This is a genomic window from Streptomyces sp. NPDC029044, from assembly GCF_040637495.1.
Taxonomy (GTDB): domain Bacteria; phylum Actinomycetota; class Actinomycetes; order Streptomycetales; family Streptomycetaceae; genus Streptomyces.
Genome location: NZ_JBEZWN010000033.1, coordinates 17,817 through 34,957 on the forward strand (window position 1 = coordinate 17,817; position 17,141 = coordinate 34,957).

The window sequence follows — 17,141 nt, forward strand, 5'->3', positions numbered from 1 at the left end:
CGCCTTGTGCGACGCAAGTTGCGCGTTCCCTTCGCATAAACATGCGTTCCCCGGAGGCGATCAGGGCCTCCGGGGAACGTGTGTTCAGGTGCCGGTGCGGTCCGCGGTCACTGCACGAGCTGGAGCAGCCGGTTCGGCGAGCCGGAACCCGCGCCGGTGACCTTGCCGGTCACGGCGCCGTTCACCAGGGCCGTGGCGACCTGGGCCGGGGTGGACGAGGTGTGGCCCGCCAGGTAGACCGCCGCCGCGCCCGCGACGTGCGGGGTCGCCATCGAGGTGCCGGAGATGGTGTTGGTCGCGGTGTCACCGGTGTGCCAGCCGGCCGTGATGGAGGAGCCCGGCGCGAAGATGTCCAACGCGGAGCCGTAGTTGGAGTAGCTCGCCTTGGCGTCCGTGCTGGTGGTGGCGCCGACCGTGATCGCCTCGGCGACCCGGGCCGGAGAGGACGAGGAGGCGGTGGTGCTGCTGTTGCCCGCGGCGACGGCGTACGTGACGCCACTGGCTATGGAGTTGCGGACGGCCGTGTCCAGGGTGGCGGAGGCGCCGCCGCCGAGCGACATGTTGGCCACCGAGGGTCCCGAGTGGTTCTTCGTCACCCAGTCGATGCCGGCGATCACCCCGGCCGTGGTACCCGAGCCGCTGTTGTTCAGCACCCGCACGCCCACGATCTTCGCCTTCTTGGCGACGCCGTAGGTCGAGCCCGCGATGGTGGTGGCCACATGGGTGCCGTGGCCGTTGCCGTCGGAGGCGTTGCTGTCGCCGTCGACCGCGTCGTAGCCGTGGGAGGCACGGCCGCTGATCTGCTGGTGGGTGATGCGCACGCCGGTGTCGATGACATAGACCGTCACGCCGCTGCCCGCGCTGTCCGGGTAGGTGTAGGTGCCGGAGAGCGGCAGTGAGGCCTGGTCGATGCGGTCCAGGCCCCAGGGGGCGTTGGTCTGGGTGGCGGCGAGTCCGATCCGCTGGTTCTGCTCGACGGAGGCCACCGCCGGGTCGGCGGCGAGCCGCCGTGCGTCGGTGGCGGAGAGGGTGGCGGAGTAGCCGTTCAGCGCCTTGCCGAACGTCTTGTCGACCGAGCCGCCGTACTCCTTCACCAGCCCCTTGCCCGCGGCCGAGGCGGCCTTGAGGCCGGCGCTCTTCTTGAGCGTGACCAGGTAGCTGTCCTTGATCGCGGCCGGCGAGTCCGCGGCGAGCACCCGGCCCTCGGCGGGTGCGGCCTGGGCGGGGAGGGCGGTGAGCCCGCCCACGAGGGCGGCGGTCGCCAGCGAGGTGAGTGCGGCGAACCCGAGTCTCTTGCTACGCAGTTGTGCCATTACGAGGGAGTCCTCCTCCAGGCGGCGCGCGCCTGGGTGGGGCGCGCGTCATGTGGGGGTGTGCGCGTGCTCGCGCACACGGGCCGGGGAGCGTCGCGTTCCGCTCCCGGCCGGAGTAAAGCGTCGACCAACTACCGGCGTAGAACAAGAGAGTTGAGCATCCGTCAACAAATCTGTCATGGGCACGTAACAAGAGAGGTCCGACGCGTAACACGGGGTGTGGGGAACGTGCCGAGTATCCGCGGATGGACCGAAAAGACTTGGCATGGACACTTCCTGTCAACACGCGTAGCTGCTACCACGGTTATGGCAGAGATCCTGCTAAAGGGAGGTTCCATGAGACGTTCCCGACTTGTCGTCCTCGTGAGCTCGCTCCTCCTCGCCGTCGGCACCGCCCTCACCGGGGCAGCGACGGCGCAGGCGTCCTCACTCGCCGCAACTGGCGGCTACGTGGCGCTCGGTGACTCCTATTCCTCGGGAGTCGGAGCCGGCAGCTACATCAGTTCCAGCGGCGACTGCAAGCGCAGCACGAAGGCCTATCCCTACCTCTGGGCCGCCGCCAACTCACCCTCGACCTTCGCCTTCACCGCCTGTTCGGGCGCCCGAACGGGTGATGTTCTCGCGAATCAGCTCACTCCGCTCAGCGCCTCCACCGCCCTCGTCTCGATCAGCGTCGGCGGCAACGACGCCGGCTTCGCCGACGTCATGACGACCTGTGTCACCCAGTCCGACAGCGCCTGCGTCTCCCGCATCAACACCGCCCGGGCGTACGTCGACTCCACGCTCCCCGGCAAGCTCGACGGCGTGTACTCGGCCATCCGCTCCAAGGCCACCGCCGCCAAGGTCGTGGTCCTCGGCTACCCCCGCTTCTACAAGCTCGGCGCCACCTGCCTCGGTCTGTCCGAGACCAAGCGCAAGGCCATCAACGACGCCTCCGACCACCTCAACACCGCCATCGCCAAGCGTGCCGCGAACCACGGCTTCGCCTTCGGCGACGTCCGCACCACGTTCACCGGCCACGAGATCTGCTCCGGCGACTCCTGGCTGCACAGCGTCAGCTGGCTCAACATCGGTGAGTCCTACCACCCGAAGGCACCGGGCCAGTCGGGCGGCTACCTGCCGGTGCTCAACAGCAACGACTGACCGCTCAGCCGGAGCCGGAGTCCGAGTCCGAGTCCGATTCCGCGTCAGGGCCCGAGTCCGTGTCGGAAGGAGAAGGGGAGGCCCCGCCCGTCGGGGTCTCCGCCTCACACGCCACGGAGAACGGCACCGACTCGGACCTCGTCCGCACCGGCTCCCGCACCTCGACGCTGATCTCGTTCTCGAACGTCCCGGTCTCCGCCTCGGTCGTCACCCGCACCGTGTCCCGCTTCGAACGGGCGCCGCCCTCCGCGAACGACAGTGTCTTCCAGCCCCCGTCCAGCACCTGGCCGTCCCGCGTCACCCAGCGGTAGCTCACCTCGGCCGGCAGCCGCCCCACCGTGAGCGTCGCCGTGAACTCCGGCGCCTGGGCGTTCGGCGGCGGGCAGGTGCCCGCGTAGTCCGTGCGCCGGCCCTCCAGGGCGACCCGCACCGACTGCGGCGGCGGACTGCTCTCCTCGCTCTCGCTCGGGGTCGGCGACGGGCTGGACTTCTCGGTCGCGGTGTCCTCCGGCGCACTCTTGGTCGCCGTGGGCGTGGCGTCCCCGGCCCCCTGGTCGTTGCCGTCGGAACCGTCCCCGTTGTTGAGCAGCGCGTACGTCAGACCGCCGACCGCGAGCGCCAGCGCGATCACACCGGCGACCAGCACCCGCCCGGTCCTGCGGTCCCGGTCCCGGCCGGTGGCCGCCGTGGCGGCGGTCGTACCGGAGGCCGCCGACGGGCCGGGAAACGGCAGCGGGGGCGTGGGAGCGGGCTCGGGGTGGCCCGCGACCGTCGGCGGGAACGCCACCGCCCGCGTCGGATCAGGGCCCGGAGCGCCGCCCGCCGCGACGGCCCGCAGATCCTGCTCGGCCCGCTCGGGCGGCAGCCGCTGCTCGGGGTCCTTGCGCAGCAGCCCCTCGATCACCGGGGCGAGCGGACCCGCCCGGTACGGCGGCGGCAACTCCTCGTCGACGATGGCCCGAAGGGTGCTCAGCGGGGTGTCGTGACGGAAGGGGGGAGTGGCCCTCGACCGCCGCGTACAGCAACACCCCGAGCGACCACAGGTCCGACTCCGGGCCCGGTGTACGGCCGAGCGCCCGCTCCGGGGCGAGGAACTCCGGCGAGCCGATGACCTCCCCGGTCATGGTCAGCGCCGAGCTGCCCTCGACCATGGCGATGCCGAAGTCGGTGAGCACGATCCGGCCGTCGTTCGAGATCAGCACGTTGGCCGGCTTCACGTCGCGGTGCAGCACCCCGGCCTCGTGCGCCGTCCGCAGCGCCGACAGCACCTCGGCGCCGATGTGCGCCGCGCGCTGCGGCGCCATCGGGCCCTCGGCGTCCAGGACCTCCGCCAGGGAGAGTCCGCGGACCAGTTCCATGACGATCCACGGCCGGCCGTCGTCCGTCGCCACGTCGTACACCGTCACCACGTTGTGGTTGGCGACCCGGGCCGCGGCCCACGCCTCACGCTCCAGCCGGGCGTACATCCGCTGCACGTCGTCCCCCGCCAGCCCGGACGGGGCGCGCACCTCCTTGACGGCCACCTCGCGGTGCAGCACCTCGTCGCGGGCGCGCCACACGGTTCCCATGCCGCCCTCGCCGAGCGGCGCCAGCAGCCGGTAGCGGCCGGCGATCACACGCTCATGGCCCGGTTCTTCGAACACGGCGCCCCCATTCGCAGCCGGGCGAAATCTCCATGGGGTGTGTTTTCCCCACGAGGTCGGATTTCCTCACGACGTCCGTTTTTCTCCTGACGTCCGACGCCTCACGAACGTAACTCAGCCGAGTGCGGATGCCGCCCCCTTGAACACCAGTCCGGCACCGAGAACCACCACGGCGAAGGCCGAGCCGAGCGGAGCGGTCCGGCGCACCAGGGCCGCCATCGGGCCCACCGTCCAGCGGGGGCGCCGGTCCAGGAGCCGGGTCATGCCGCTGCCCGCCTTCACGACGGCGTATCCGGCGGCCGTGAGGGTCAGCGCCAGTCCGACGCCGTAGGCGACGACCAGCAGCAGCCCGAACCACGCCTGCCCCAGGGCCGCGGCGCCGACCAGCACCACCACGGCGGACGGGCTGGGCACGAGCCCGCCCGCGAAGCCCATGAGGATCGTGCCGCGCAGGGTGGGCGCGACGGGATGGCTGTGGGTGAAACCGCCGTGGGTGTGCTCGATCGTGTGGGCGTGAGGGTGGGCGTGAGGGTGGGTGTGATCGTGTGGGTGGTCGTGGTCGTGGTCGTGGTCGTGCTTGTGTTTGCGGCCGTGGTCGTGGTCGTGGTCGTGCCGACCGTGATGGTCGTGATCGTGGGTGTGGCCGTCGTGGTCGTGGGAGTGGGTTCCGTGGCCGTGATGATGACCGTGTGCGTGGTGGGTGTGCGCGCGGTTGCGCAGGGCGCGGCGGAGCAGACTCGCACCCGCCAGGGTCACCAGGATGCCGCTGGCCACACCGAGCCAGGCGATCACCGAAGGCGCCGCCGCCGAGCCGGCCGTGACCAGCAGGCCCAGGGCGACCACGCCCAGGGTGTGGGTGACGGTCACCGAGGCCGCCATGGGCAGGACGTCCTTCATCCGGGCCTGCCCGCCCCGCGCGGCCGCCGTGGCGGCCATGATGGTCTTGCCGTGGCCCGGCGCGAGCGCGTGCATCGCCCCCAGGACGACGGCGATGAGAAGGGCCAGCGCGGCGAAGCCGGCGCTGAGGTCCTGCCGGGCCACCAGGTCGTCCAGAGCACGCGTCCAGCGGTCCGCGCCGCGCGGGAGCACCGAGGCCGCGGGGGCGTCCGACCCCTCCTCGGCCAGGGCCGGGCCGCCGGGACGCACCCGCAGGGCGGCCGACGCGGTGTCGGCCGGGGAGGACAGCAACTCCTCCGGGTAGCGGGTCAGTTCGGCCGATATCGACTTCTCCGGCACGTCCGAGGCGGCGAGCGTCATACGGTCGCCCCGCGCGGTGATCTCCCGCCAGCCGGGGCCGCCGGAGGCCCCCGCACCGCGGAAGCCGAGGGACACGGCCTTCTCGCCCGTCGGCAGAGCAGCGGTCAGCTCGCACTCCACCCGCAGGGTGTCGAGCCCCGCCTGCCCGGGCCGCACGCGGGCCTCGCTGCGCTCGGCGGTGAGGGCGAGCTCGCGTCCGTCGACGGTCGCGCGGCTGTCCTCGGCGGCCGTGGCGCACCGCTCGCGGGCCCACATGGCGATGCCCAGCCGCTTGATGTCCGGCCCCGCCTGGGTCGCGGGGATCTCGGCGAGGTCCTCGACGTGGTGGACCCGCAGCTCGCCGGGGGTGGCGACCAGGCCGTCGTAGCGGTTGACGGTGAAGTTGCCCAGCGGGTGGGCGCTCGCCGTGGCGGCGGGCAGCAGGGTGAGCGCGCAGGCGGCCGTGAGGACGGCGGCGCCGGACGCGAACAGCCGGCGCAGGGTCACCGGTTCCCCTCCAGGTCCTTGAGTGCGGCCCGGGCCTCACGCGCGCCGGTGGGCGAGAAGCCGGGGTTCAGGTCCAGCGCGGCCTTCAGATGCCTGCGGGCCGCGCGCTCCTCGCCCGTGGCGCGTTCGATGACACCGCGGTGGTAGAGGAAGACGGCGTTGCGGTAGCCGGTCGCGGTCGCCCGGCGGGCGTACGGCAGGGCTTCCTCGTCGCGGCCGTTGACGTGCAGGGCCCAGGCGAGGGCGTCGGCGGTGTGCACGCTGTGGCGGCGGTCCCACTCGGCGCGGGCGGAGCGCAGGGCCTCCTTCTTGTCGCCGTGGTCGGCGGCGGCCATGGCCGAGTCGAGGTCGGCGTTGACGCCTCCGGCGCGGGCGAGGGCCGTCCAGGCGTCGACGAGGGCGTACTGGTCGCCGGCCTTCGCCCGGTCGCCGTCGGCGCCGCGGTCCTCGTACAGCTCGCCGAGGGCGACGAGCGGACCGGGCAGCGGGAACCGGGCGACGACCTGCTCGAGACCGGTCACGGCGGCGGCCCGGTCACCGCTGGCGGCCTGGGCGCGGGCACGGCCCTCCAGCGCGGGCAGGTACGCGTCGTCGGCGGCGAGGGCACGGGCGTAGTGGCCGAGGGCCGTCTTGTACTCGCCCTGGTTCCAGGCGAGTTGCCCGAGAGCGGTGGCGACGTACGCGACGTCGGCGGGGGCGCTCGCGGAGCCCAGGGCGCGCTCCAGCACGGACCGCGCCGTACGGACGTCGCCGCGCAGCTCGTGCACGTACGCGTACCGCGTGAAGACGGGGACACCGGGGCGCCGGTCGTCGGCGGTGTCGGCGGCCTTCGCGGCGTCGTCGTACCGGCCGAGTTCGACGAGGGCGTCGATACGGGTGCACAGGGCGCGTTCGTTGTAGGGGTTCTGCTTCAGGGCCCGGTCGGCGTGGTTCAGGGCGCCGGGGAAGTCGTGCCGGGCCGCGGCGAGGGCGGCCTGCCCGGCCAGGGCCTGGTCGTTGCCGGGTTCCAGGTCGAGGGAACGCCGCAGGGCGCGCTCGGCCTGCGGATACCGGGAGGGGTCGCCCTTCGTGCGGGCCTGCTCGACGTAGGCCACCCCGAGGGTGGACCAACCGCCGAAGTCCCTCGGCTGGGCGCGGAGGTGCTTCTGAAGGGACGCGATCCCCGCGTCGAGGTCTCCCCGGGCCAGATCGCCGGGCGACAACGCCCCGGCCGCCGACACGGCGTCGACGCCGGTCCCGCTGTCCTGCCCGCCGCCGACCGCGACGGCCCCGCCCGTCACCGCGACCGCCAGCAGCACGGCACACCCGGCCAGGTGCAGGTTCCGCCACCGCCGCCCCCCGTCGGCGGCCCGCCGCAACGCGGCGACCCGCTGATCGACGCCGGGTTCGAGGGCCGAGTCGCTCCCGGTGCCGTCCTCCCGCTCCCCGGCGGTCCCGTGCTCCGGCTCCGTCGACGGCGCGCGGTCGTCGTCGCGCCTCTCCGGTGTGCTGTCGGTCGTACGCGGAGGCATGACCTCTCCTCGGTCGGATGTGCTGGTGCGGAGTCGGCGACGCGGCCCGCGCCGTGGGGGACGGGGAACGGGCCGCGCCGGTCGGGGGAGCGGAACGGGTCAGTACGCCCGGTTCCGCATGCGGCGCCACCACATCAGGGCAGCGCCGATCAGGACGATGCCGCCCGCGCCGGCCCCCGCGGACGCGGCGATCAGGCGCATGTCGTCCGATTCCTGCGCGCCGGCCGGCTGGAGCGCGTCGCCCAGCTGGCTGCGCACGTCGTTGCCGCCGTCGACGCCCTTGGCGAGCGGGCCGCGCGAACCCTCCGTCGGCAGGGCGACGTAGGGGAAGGACTTCTCGAACTTCTTGTCGTTCTTGTCGACCGCGTCACCGAGGTCGTTCTTCGCACCCAGCAGCTCGCCCTCGACGACCTGGAGCGAGGCGTCGATCACGTCGTCGGTGAGGCGACGGCCGTTGGGGAAGCCGGCGTTGTCACCGTCGAGGACACCCAGCCGCTTGGGCTTCGCGGCCGGCTTGATCGAGGTGTTGAGCCGCAGCTGCTCCGAAGGCGTCACGTGCGGGGGCTGGTTGAGGTCCTTGACGCCCTTGAGGAACACGTCGACCAGGTCGTTGCGCGGCTCGTCCGGCGCCGGGATCTTGTAGATCGCCTCGATGAGCTTCGGCAGCTCCGGGTTGGTGACGTTCTCCAGGAACTGGGCGTCGTCCCGCGGCGTCGACGCGTTGAACGTGTCCTTGTCCTTGATCGGGTTGACGACCTCGTTGACCAGCGGGTTGCCGAGGCGCGAGACCTGCGTGAAGTAGCCCTTGGCGTTCTTGCGCTGGGTCGTCGACCAGATGCCGACGACCGGCTGCTCGTGCGACTCGGCGATGAAGCTGTTGGGGACCTGGAGCGCGATCGAGTTGACGTTGTAGCCCTTGAGGGTGTCGTTGCCGACCTCGGAGAGGTTCCCCCCGTACAGCAGGTCGAAGACGCGCAGGTCCAGGAAGAACGGGTCGTCGGCCTGTCCGGCGAACGTCTGGGCGCCCCCGGCGAGCTTGTGGACCGCCTGCTTGCGCAGGGCGGCGTAGTCCGGCATCGACGCCTTGCCGACGTTCGACGGCGCTACCGGCACGTCGTCGGCGACCTTGGTCTTCGACACGGCCTTCAGGTCCCGCAGCTTGATCAGTTCGAGGTCGTAGGTCTGCGTGATGTTCAGGTCGGGGTCGTCGAGGCTCTCGACCGGCCCGGTGTTGTAGAGGAACGTCTTGTCGTTCTTCGTGTGCGTCTTGAACGTGTACCGGAAGAGCAGGTCTTCCTTCGCGTCGCCGTTGCTGTCGATGCGCAGGTCGTACTGGGCGTCCTCGGCGAACGTGAAGAAGTTCGGGCCGCCGGCCGGTTCCTCGAAGGGGATCCAGTTCGCGACGATGGTCGTCGTGTCCGGCTTGTCCGGGCTGACGAACGCGTACACGTCGGTGTTGTCGTACTGCGGGGTCCCCGAGATCAGCGGGGCCTCGCGGTGGCTGGAGGCGGAGGCCTCCTCGGGTGCCAGCGCGGTCACACCGGCGGCTGCGAGCCCGCCGGCGGCCAGCGCGCCACAGATCACGGTCGCGATGCTCGCGCGTCCCGCACCGGTCCTGGAGATAGGTGTCATGCCGTCCGTCCTCCGTGCCAACTTGCCTGACACACGCCATTCGGAGCGGTCGGCGAAGCGGATTGGTCGAATCTCAAACGTTCTTACGGCGAGTCGGGAAAGTTGTTTCACCGCCGGGGACCCGCGTTTTCGGAGCGCTGATCCGTAACACCCTCCGGAGGTGTGTGCGTTGCGAATGCCTCGTGCGAGGGGACAGGCCCGGTGTGGCCTCGGAGAGGGGGACCGAGTGGAGGCGGACGAGCTGCTGCTGCTCGTGGCAGGTGGGGACCAGAAGGCCTTCGAGGAGTTGTACGGACTGGTGTCCGGGCCGGTGTTCGGTCTCGTACGGCGTGTGGTGCGCGACCCCGCCCAGTCGGAGGAGGTGGCTCAGGAGGTGCTCCTCGAACTGTGGCGGTCCGCGGCGAAGTTCGACCCGGGCCGGGGCAGCGCGATGGCCTGGATCCTCACCCTCGCCCACCGCCGGGCCGTCGACCGGGTCCGCAGCGCCCGGGCGGCCGGGGAGCGCGAGCAGCGCGAGGCGCTGCGCGCGAACCAGCCCGCCTTCGACCAGGTCACCGAGGAGGTCGAGGCCGGGCTGGAGCGCGAGTGGGTGCGCCGCTGCCTGGACCGGCTCTCGGTCCTTCAGCGCCAGTCGGTCACCCTCGCCTACTACGAGGGCTACACGTACCGTGAGGTGGCCGAGCAGCTCTCCCTGCCGCTGGGCACCGTCAAGACCCGGATGCGGGACGGCCTGACCCGTATGCGCGAGTGCCTGGGAGGTGTGGCATGAGCCTCTTCCGCCGCGAGGATCCGCACTCGCTCGCCGCGCCCTACGCGCTCGACGCCCTGGAACCCCCGGAGCGCGTCCGCTTCGAGAGGCACCTCGGGGACTGCGACCGCTGTGCCGCCGAGGTGCGCGCCCTGACCGAGGACGCGGTCCGGCTCGCCTGGTCCACGGCGGCCCCGCCCCCGGCCGCGCTGCGCGACCGGGTCATGCTCGCCGTGCGGACCACTCCGCAGGACCCGGCACCCCAAGGGGCCGCCCCGCAGGCGCCTGCGCGGGCGCGCGCCACGCAGCTGCCGCCGCACGTGTGGGGCGCCCAGCCGCCGCCGCGCCAGCGGCAGCGGCGCCGGATCCCGCTGTTCGTGCCCTTCGCGACGGCCACCGCCGCCGCGGCCCTCGTCGTCGCGTCGCTCTTCGCCGTCCAGGCGAACCGGGCCCAGGACCGGCTGACCGCCGAGCAAGATCGGTCACGTGAGATCGCCCACGTTCTGGCGGCTCCCGACGCCCGTGCGGGCAGTGGCCGGGACGGGCGGGGCCGCACCATCGGAGTGATCGCTTCCGCCACGGAGGGGAGTGCCGTGATCACCCTCGGCGGATACGGCGCCCCGACGGGCGGCCGCGTGCACCAGTTGTGGCTCATGCGCCCGGGCGCGCAACCACGCTCCCTGGGGCTCTTCGAGCGCGACACGCCCCTGGTCGCCACGGGTTTGGGCACCTCCGCGACGTCACTGGCCGTGACCGTCGAGCCCGCCGGGGGATCGCCGCAGCCCACCAGCCAGCCGATCGTCCAACTCGCCCTGAAATCTGTTGGATTCGGAGAGTGATCGGAGATACATCGTCAACCCCCTTATGGGGAAGGTGAATCCTGTGACCGCGATACACGCATGCCCGGACGGGGCGATAGGGTTAACCTGCCCGGGCCGGGTGGACTCGTACGGGTGGGGAGTGACATGGAACAGATAACAGTGCGCAGCAGGGCCAGGGTCCCTGCGATCACCTGCGGGAGCGGCGCGACCAGTTCGCGCCTCGACCGCCACCTCTCGGTGCTGGGCGGCCCCGCCGTCCCCCAGCGGGAGACGGTCGAGGCGACATCGCTGATGCGGGAACTGACCGCGCGTCAGCCGCACGACCGCAGTGGCAGGGGTGCGCGCGTGCGTCGCGTCTCGCTCTTCGCGCCGCTGCGCCGGCTGCGCCGCTCGCTCTTCGGCAGCAGGTAGGGGCCCGCGCTCGGGCGGTCACACCGCCCCTGGCGCAGCGCTGCGACACTCGTCGTCCGTCATCCCCGCGGCTCGCAGCGGCGCCAGGTGTGTTCCCGAGCGCGGCACGGCCCCTGTCGGTGTCTCATCCCCGCCCGGCAGTGACCGGGGGCCACGTCCGCGGTTCCGACCGCCTGTTCACCGCTCCCCGTGCGCGTACTGGCGCACGGCCAGCGGCACGAACACTCCCAGCAGCACGGCGCACCACAGGAGCGACCCCGCGACGGGGTGGGCCACCGGCCAGGCCGCCCCGTCGGGCGCCGGTGTGTTGCCGAAGAGGTCCCGCAGGGCCGTCGCCACCGCGCTGATCGGATTCCACTCGGCGACCGTCCGCAGCCAACCCGGCAGCCCGCTCGTCGGGATGTACGCGCTGGACAGCAGCGGCAGCAGGAACGTCGCCCCGCCGAGCTGCCCGGCCGCCGCCTCGTTGCGGGTGAGCAGGCCGAGGTAGATGCCGGCCCAGGTGCACGCGAAGCGGAACAGCATCAGCAGCGCGAACGCCCCCGCCGCTTCGAGCGGGCTCCCTTCGACCCGCCAGCCGACCGCGAGCCCCACCAGCAGGAACGGCACCGTCCCGACGGCCGTGGCCACGAGGTCCGCCGCGGCCTGCCCCAGTGGTACGGCCGCCCGGCTCACCGGCAGCGTACGGAAGCGGTTCGTCACGCCCCGGTGTGTGTCCTGGGCCGCCTGGAACATGCCGGCCATGATCCCGCCCGACGCGGTCGCCACCAGCAGACCCGGTACGAGGAACGCCCGGTACGCCTCACCCGGTACCGCCAGCGCGCTGCCGAAGACGTAGCCGAAGAACAGCAGCATGCTGATCGGCATCGTCTGGGTGAGGACCAGCAAGCCCGGGTTGTTGCGCAGCCGCAGCAGCTGGCGGCCCAGCATCGCGGTTCCGTCGTACGCCAGCATGCTCATGCGGCACGCCCCTTCTCGTCGGTCGTCGCGGTCGTCGCGGTCGTTCCGGTCGTCGCGGTCGTCGTGGTCGTCGTGGTCGTTCCGGTCGTCGCGGGCGGCGCGGTCTCCGTCAGACGCAGGAACACGTCGTCGAGGGTCGGCGGCCGCAGGCTCACGTCGAGCAGCGGCACGCCCGCCGTGTCCAGGGCACGCACGAGCAGCGGGATCGTGAGCGTCGGGTCCTTGCTGACCGCGCCGACGGCGTTGCGCTCGTGGTCGAACGACGGCTGCGCGCCCGTCAGCCGGTCCAGCACGGCCGCCGCCTCCGCGAGGAGGTCCGCGTCCGGTACGACGACCTCGGCGTGTGCCCCGACGAGCGACTTGAGCTGCGCGGGAGATCCGGTGTGGGTGACCCGGCCCCGGTCCACCAGGGCGATGTCGTCGGCCAGTTGGTCGGCCTCCTCCAGGTACTGCGTGGTGAGCAGCACGGTCGTGCCCTCGGCGGTCAGCTCGCGCACCACGTCCCAGATGAGGGTGCGGCTCACCGGGTCGAGGCCGGTCGTCGGCTCGTCCAGGAACAGCACGTCGGGGCGGCGGGCCAGGCTCGCCGCGAGGTCCAGGCGACGGCGCATGCCGCCGGAGTAGGTGGACGCGGGGCGGTCGGCGGCCTCGGCCAGGCCGAAGCGGTCGAGGAGTTCGGTGGTCCGGCCGGCCGGACCGCGCACCCGGTGCAGCCGGCCGAACAACCGCAGGTTCTGGCGCCCGGTGAGGTCCCCGTCGATCGAGGTGTCCTGCCCGGTCACGCTGATCCTCTTGCGCACGGCCGCGGCCTCGCGGACGAGGTCGTGCCCCGCGACCCGGGCGGAACCGGCGTCCGGCCGCAGCAGCGTGGTCAACAGCCCTACGGCCGTCGTCTTCCCCGCCCCGTTCGGTCCGAGGACCCCGCAGACCGTCCCCTCGGCGACCGCGAGGTCCAGCCCACGCAGGGCGCGGACCTGCCCGAACCGCTTCTCCAGACCTTCACTAAGTACAGCGTACGTAGAAGTCATGGCATGACCATAGCGCACTACGTACGCTGTACGTAACTAGGATGGTGGCCGAGGTGATGATCGATGGCGGACCGAGCGGCCGTACCCGAAGTGATCTGGGCGCGCCCCGAGCGCACCGGCCGGGGGCCGAAACCGGCGTTCACCCGCGCCGGCATCGCGGCGGCGGCGGTGCGGATCGCCGACGCGTCGGGTCTGGACGGGGTCACCATGCGGCAGGTCGCGGCGGAGCTGGGCTGCGGCACGATGTCGCTGTACAACTACGTCCCCCGCAAGGAGGACCTGTACGAGCTGATGATCGACGCCGTCGGTGCCGAACACGAGATGTTCGAGCCCTCGGGCGACTGGCGTGCCGACATGCTCCGCAACGCGGAGGAGACGCGCGCCATCATGCGCCGCCACACCTGGGTGCCGCGCCTGATGCCCGGGGTGTTCGGCTTCAGCCCCAACACCCTGCGCTACCTGGAGCACTGTCTGGCCTGCCTCGAACCGCTCGATGTGCCGGCCGGTACGAAGACGGAGCTGATCGCGCTGCTCAACGGGGTGGTGACGACGTACACGGGCAACGAGATCGCGACCGCCGAACGCACCCGCGCGATGCCGTGGTCGGCGGAGGAGGAGAACGCGGTCCGCATGGCCTATCTGGGCAGCCAGATCGCCACCGGCGCCTATCCGCGGATGACCGCCGCCTTTACGGAGCAGAGCGGCCCCGTCGACCTGGAGGCGGTGTTCCGGCGGGCCCTCGAACGCATCCTGGACGCCTTCGACCCCGACCTCCGCTAGAGCAGCGCCAGTTGACCCTCCGGGCCCTCCTCGGGGCCCGCCAGCACGGTAGCGGGCCGGCGGGCCGCGCCCGGCACCGGGAGGACGCCCGCCGTGCGCAGCTCCGTCGCCGTGACCGGCCCGGGGAGTTCCGGCTCCTCCAGGGGCCTCAGTTCGGCGAGGAGCGCGAGGACGGTGATCAGCTCCAGCAGCTCCGACGTCCAGGTCTGGGGCCAGGCCACGGGGCGGATCGCCGCCAGCGTGCCCGGCTCGCCCACGCCGACACGGGTCGCGAACCACTGCTCCAGGACGCGCACTCCGCCCACCTCGAAGTCCCAGGCCTCCGGCGGCACCGGGGAGATGCGGCCCTCGTCCAGGAACAGGGCCTCCTCGTCCCGGTCGTAGTGCAGCGTCACGGGCCGGGAGGGCAGCGGGGCGCGGACGTAGGGGCGGCGGCCACCGGGGAGCTTCGGGCGTTCGCCGTCGCGGCGCATCAGCCACAGCATCCGGTGGCCCAGCTCCAGGCCCCGCTCCCACGCGTCGGCGTCCCCGGTGAGCGGGACGGTGAGGTCCGGGCGGGCCGTGGCCGTGATCCAGGCCAGCACGTCCAGCGGGGCCGGGGTGGCGCCCAAGCGGGCTCCGAGGTGTTCCAGCAGACCGGGGGCCAGGTTCGGCTCGTGGCCGCCCGGGCGGCGGAACAGCGGGCGGATCCGGCCGGCGCGGAGCAGTGGGAGCAGTGAGGTGACGAGCAGGGGCGGGGTGGCCTCGGGTGTCTCCACCACGAAGACCTGCCGTGCGTCCGCCACCCGCCACAGCTCCGGGCGGGCCGCGTCGATCAGCCGCTGGTCGGGGATCAGCCACTGCTCGTCGTAGGGCGCGAGCAGGACGCGTTCCGGCTCCGGGCAGGGCCCCGAGGCGCGCAGCAGTTTCCCGGTGCCGCTGCCGGTCCGGCCGGGCAACTGCCCGACCGCCGTGTGCAGGGTGCGTGAGCGGGTCGGTTCGAACAGGGTCTCGCGGTCGGGCCCCTCGGCCTTGACCAAGGCGTCCCAGCGGGCCTTGAGGGACGCCGCGTCGGGCGCCGCCGGCCAGCCCCGGCCGAGCCGCGGCGGTGCGACGGACCACGGCATGAGGTCCGCCAGCAGCGGAGCGTCGTCGTGCGTCACGCTGGGCATCGTACGACCTGACGACGGCACGCGGGTCAGGTGGCTTCCAGGGTCACCGTGAAGGAGAACCGGTCGCCCCGGTAGTGGATGACCGCGACGTCGAGGACCTGCCCCGCGGCGTCGTACGTCACGCCCGTGTAGTGCAGGATCGGGCTCAGCAGGGGGACCTGGAGCAGTGTCGAGGTCTCCGGGTCGGCCAGCCGCGCCTCCACCGTGTCCGTGATGCGGCTGATGTCCGCCCCCACCACGTCCCGCAGCACCTTGGTCATGGGCCACCGGACGAGGTCGTCCAGGTCGATCCGCCCGGCCAGTTCGGGCCGCACGTAGTTGCGGGCGTGATTCGTCGGCTCACCGGTCTTCTCGTCGCTCCGCAGCCGGTGGTACGTGGCGACCTCCCGCACGCCCGGGAAGAACTCGGCGAGTTCCGTCGGCACGGGTGTGCTGCCGTGGTCCAGCAGTTCGGTCGTCATGCCGGACTGCTGGGCCACGATGGCGTCGACCGAGCCGAGCAGGCGCACCGGGGAGCCCCGGCGCGCGTGCGGCTCGATGAACGTGCCCCGCCGCCGGTGGCGCGTGATCAGCCCCTCGTCCTCCAGCTCCTTCAGCGCCTGCCGCATCGTCAGCACGCTCACGCCGTAGTGCCCCGCCAGCTGCTCCTCCGTGGGCAGCCGCAGCGGGTCCTGCGGCGAGCGGCCGAGGATCGAGGCGCGCAGCGACTGCGACACCTGATACCAGAGCGGCAGCTTGCGGTTCAGGACGATGGAGTCCGGGGCGAAGGAGGTCACGGGCCATCCGTACCGGTAGGAAATGAGCAGTGCAAGGGGCTCCTGGCGGATCTCCGACCCGGCGGAAGCCCGTCAGGGCTTCCCTAGGGGCGGAAGTGCCTCTCCATGCCCTGCCAGACGTCGTCGTAGCGCTGCTGGAGGTGTTCCGCGCGGGCCGCGTGCGGGGTCAGGGTGAGCGGCCAGCGCGTCTCGAACATGAAGGCCAGGCCGTCGTCGATCTTCTGCGGCTTCAGCTCGGCCGCGCTCGCCCGGTCGAACGTCTCCCGGTCCGGGCCGTGCGCCGACATCATGTTGTGCAGCGAGCCGCCGCCCGGCACGAAGCCCTCCGCCTTCGCGTCGTACGCGCCCTCGATCAGGCCCATGTACTCGCTCATCACGTTCCGGTGGAAGTACGGCGGCCGGAACGTGTCCTCGCCGACCAGCCAGCGCGGCGCGAACACCACGAAGTCGACTCCCGCCAGGCCCGGGGTGTCCGACGGGGAGGTCAGCACCGTGAAGATCGACGGGTCCGGGTGGTCGTAGGAGATGGTGCCGAGCACATTGAAGCGGTGCAGGTCGTAGACGTACGGCACATGGTTGCCGTGCCAGGCCACCACATCGAGGGGGGAGTGGTCGTAGGTGGCCGTCCACAGGTTGCCGCAGAACTTGTTCACCACCTCCACCGGTCCCTCGACGTCCTCGTACGCGGCGACCGGGGCGCGGAAGTCCCTGGCGTTGGCGAGCCCGTTGGCGCCGATCGGGCCCAGGTCGGGGAGGCGGAAGGGCGCGCCGTAGTTCTCGCACACATAGCCGCGGGCGGAATCGTCGAGCAGCTCCACACGGAAGCGGACACCACGCGGGATGAGCGCCACATGTCCCGGCTCCACATGCAGCAGTCCGAACTCGGTGCGCAGCAGCAGCCCGCCGCGCTCCGGGACGATCAGCAGCTCGCCGTCGGCGTCGCTGAACACCCGGTTCATCGATGCGTTGGCCGCGTAGAGGTGGACGGCGATGCCGGTGCGCTGGGTTGCGTCGCCGTTGCCGCCGAGCGTCCACAGGCCCGCCAGGAAGTCCGTCTCGGGTGCCGGGTCGGGCAGCGGGTTCCAGCGCAGGCGGTTGGGGTCGGGCACGGTCTGGTTGAAGGGGGCGGTGCGGACGGAGCCGTTGTGGGTCCGGGTGAACGCCGGGTGCGCGGCCGACGGGCGGATCCGGTACAGCCACGAGCGGCGGTTGTGCGCCCGCGGTTCGGTGAACGCCGAACCGCTCAGCTGTTCCGCGTACAGCCCGAGCGGGGCACGCTGGGGCGAGTTACGGCCCTCGGGCAGCGCGCCCGGGACGGCTTCCGAGCTGTGCTCGTTGCCGAAGCCGGAGAGGTAGGTCAGCCCTTCCGCGGTCTTCCGCGCTTCCCCGCGCTCGAACATGCTCGCGCGGGTGGTTCCCCCATCGCCCATGATCGCTGCTCCCTTGCGTCCGATTCCTATGGAGTACCGTAGGATTGCGAT

General features: G+C 72.2%; 14 protein-coding genes and 1 pseudogene. 5 read left to right on the forward strand and 10 right to left on the reverse strand.

The window, feature by feature from the left end:
* Positions 1–107: 107 nt before the first annotated feature.
* A complete protein-coding gene (locus AB0E85_RS24315) occupies positions 108–1,313 on the reverse strand; it encodes a S8 family peptidase (RefSeq protein ID WP_361930793.1) in 1,206 nt (401 codons plus the stop codon).
* Positions 1,314–1,649: 336 nt separating this feature from the next.
* Here AB0E85_RS24315 and AB0E85_RS24320 point away from each other — a divergent pair, with 336 nt between their 5' ends.
* The gene (locus tag AB0E85_RS24320) at positions 1,650–2,456 is read left to right on the forward strand and encodes an SGNH/GDSL hydrolase family protein (RefSeq protein ID WP_361930796.1); all 807 of its coding nucleotides are present in this window, start codon (positions 1,650–1,652) and stop codon (positions 2,454–2,456) included.
* A 4-nt stretch (positions 2,457–2,460) separates the two neighbouring features.
* Here the strand turns inward: AB0E85_RS24320 and AB0E85_RS24325 are convergent.
* The 4 genes and pseudogenes from AB0E85_RS24325 to AB0E85_RS24340 all read right to left on the reverse strand — a co-directional run bounded on the left by AB0E85_RS24325 (position 2,461) and on the right by AB0E85_RS24340 (position 8,985).
* Positions 2,461–4,099: pseudogene (locus tag AB0E85_RS24325) on the reverse strand (serine/threonine-protein kinase).
* A gap of 114 nt (positions 4,100–4,213) precedes the next feature.
* A complete protein-coding gene (locus AB0E85_RS24330) occupies positions 4,214–5,842 on the reverse strand; it encodes a nickel transporter (RefSeq protein ID WP_361930799.1) in 1,629 nt (542 codons plus the stop codon).
* A complete protein-coding gene (locus AB0E85_RS24335) occupies positions 5,839–7,353 on the reverse strand; it encodes a tetratricopeptide repeat protein (RefSeq protein ID WP_361930801.1) in 1,515 nt (504 codons plus the stop codon). Before AB0E85_RS24335 ends, AB0E85_RS24330 begins: the two co-directional genes overlap by 4 nt.
* Before the next feature lie 99 nt (positions 7,354–7,452).
* Positions 7,453–8,985: a DUF4331 domain-containing protein gene (locus AB0E85_RS24340; RefSeq protein ID WP_361930803.1), complete on the reverse strand. Its 1,533-nt coding sequence runs from the start codon at positions 8,983–8,985 to the stop codon at positions 7,453–7,455.
* A gap of 226 nt (positions 8,986–9,211) precedes the next feature.
* Between AB0E85_RS24340 and AB0E85_RS24345 the strand changes: the two genes are divergently transcribed.
* The 3 genes from AB0E85_RS24345 to AB0E85_RS24355 all read left to right on the forward strand — a co-directional run bounded on the left by AB0E85_RS24345 (position 9,212) and on the right by AB0E85_RS24355 (position 10,965).
* Positions 9,212–9,754: a sigma-70 family RNA polymerase sigma factor gene (locus AB0E85_RS24345; RefSeq protein ID WP_361930806.1), complete on the forward strand. Its 543-nt coding sequence runs from the start codon at positions 9,212–9,214 to the stop codon at positions 9,752–9,754.
* The gene (locus tag AB0E85_RS24350) at positions 9,751–10,572 is read left to right on the forward strand and encodes an anti-sigma factor (RefSeq protein WP_361930809.1); all 822 of its coding nucleotides are present in this window, start codon (positions 9,751–9,753) and stop codon (positions 10,570–10,572) included. Before AB0E85_RS24345 ends, AB0E85_RS24350 begins: the two co-directional genes overlap by 4 nt.
* 126 nt (positions 10,573–10,698) lie before the next feature.
* Positions 10,699–10,965: a hypothetical protein gene (locus AB0E85_RS24355; protein ID WP_361930812.1), complete on the forward strand. Its 267-nt coding sequence runs from the start codon at positions 10,699–10,701 to the stop codon at positions 10,963–10,965.
* 177 nt (positions 10,966–11,142) lie between these two features.
* On the opposite strand, the gene AB0E85_RS24360 is transcribed toward AB0E85_RS24355, so the two are convergent.
* Positions 11,143–11,925, reverse strand: a complete 783-nt coding sequence (locus AB0E85_RS24360; RefSeq protein WP_361930815.1) for an ABC transporter permease — start codon at positions 11,923–11,925, stop codon at positions 11,143–11,145.
* Positions 11,922–12,953 (reverse strand): ATP-binding cassette domain-containing protein, encoded by a 1,032-nt coding sequence (locus AB0E85_RS24365; RefSeq protein ID WP_361930817.1) that lies wholly within the window; start codon positions 12,951–12,953, stop codon positions 11,922–11,924. Before AB0E85_RS24365 ends, AB0E85_RS24360 begins: the two co-directional genes overlap by 4 nt.
* 63 nt (positions 12,954–13,016) lie before the next feature.
* Here AB0E85_RS24365 and AB0E85_RS24370 point away from each other — a divergent pair, with 63 nt between their 5' ends.
* A complete protein-coding gene (locus AB0E85_RS24370) occupies positions 13,017–13,733 on the forward strand; it encodes a TetR/AcrR family transcriptional regulator (RefSeq protein WP_361930819.1) in 717 nt (238 codons plus the stop codon).
* Here the strand turns inward: AB0E85_RS24370 and AB0E85_RS24375 are convergent.
* From AB0E85_RS24375 to hmgA, 3 genes are all read right to left on the reverse strand, one after another.
* Entirely contained in the window at positions 13,730–14,884 is a 1,155-nt protein-coding gene (locus AB0E85_RS24375; RefSeq protein WP_361930821.1) for a type ISP restriction/modification enzyme, read from the reverse strand. The two genes, AB0E85_RS24370 and AB0E85_RS24375, sit on opposite strands and share 4 nt — an antisense overlap.
* A gap of 26 nt (positions 14,885–14,910) precedes the next feature.
* Positions 14,911–15,660: a GntR family transcriptional regulator gene (locus tag AB0E85_RS24380; protein ID WP_361930824.1), complete on the reverse strand. Its 750-nt coding sequence runs from the start codon at positions 15,658–15,660 to the stop codon at positions 14,911–14,913.
* A gap of 83 nt (positions 15,661–15,743) precedes the next feature.
* Positions 15,744–17,090, reverse strand: a complete 1,347-nt coding sequence (gene hmgA, locus AB0E85_RS24385) for a homogentisate 1,2-dioxygenase (RefSeq protein ID WP_361930826.1) — start codon at positions 17,088–17,090, stop codon at positions 15,744–15,746.
* Between the last annotated feature and the right edge of the window lie 51 nt (positions 17,091–17,141).

Coding starts and splice junctions, on each gene's coding strand:
- AB0E85_RS24355 (WP_361930812.1), top strand. CDS start 10,699: ATGGAACAGATAACAGTGCGCAGCAGGGCCAGGGTCCCTGCGATCACC.
- AB0E85_RS24315 (WP_361930793.1), bottom strand. CDS start 1,313: ATGGCACAACTGCGTAGCAAGAGACTCGGGTTCGCCGCACTCACCTCG.
- AB0E85_RS24365 (WP_361930817.1), bottom strand. CDS start 12,953: ATGACTTCTACGTACGCTGTACTTAGTGAAGGTCTGGAGAAGCGGTTC.
- AB0E85_RS24335 (WP_361930801.1), bottom strand. CDS start 7,353: ATGCCTCCGCGTACGACCGACAGCACACCGGAGAGGCGCGACGACGAC.
- hmgA (WP_361930826.1), bottom strand. CDS start 17,090: ATGGGCGATGGGGGAACCACCCGCGCGAGCATGTTCGAGCGCGGGGAA.
- AB0E85_RS24360 (WP_361930815.1), bottom strand. CDS start 11,925: ATGAGCATGCTGGCGTACGACGGAACCGCGATGCTGGGCCGCCAGCTG.
- AB0E85_RS24350 (WP_361930809.1), top strand. CDS start 9,751: ATGAGCCTCTTCCGCCGCGAGGATCCGCACTCGCTCGCCGCGCCCTAC.
- AB0E85_RS24320 (WP_361930796.1), top strand. CDS start 1,650: ATGAGACGTTCCCGACTTGTCGTCCTCGTGAGCTCGCTCCTCCTCGCC.
- AB0E85_RS24340 (WP_361930803.1), bottom strand. CDS start 8,985: ATGACACCTATCTCCAGGACCGGTGCGGGACGCGCGAGCATCGCGACC.
- AB0E85_RS24375 (WP_361930821.1), bottom strand. CDS start 14,884: ATGCCCAGCGTGACGCACGACGACGCTCCGCTGCTGGCGGACCTCATG.
- AB0E85_RS24370 (WP_361930819.1), top strand. CDS start 13,017: ATGGCGGACCGAGCGGCCGTACCCGAAGTGATCTGGGCGCGCCCCGAG.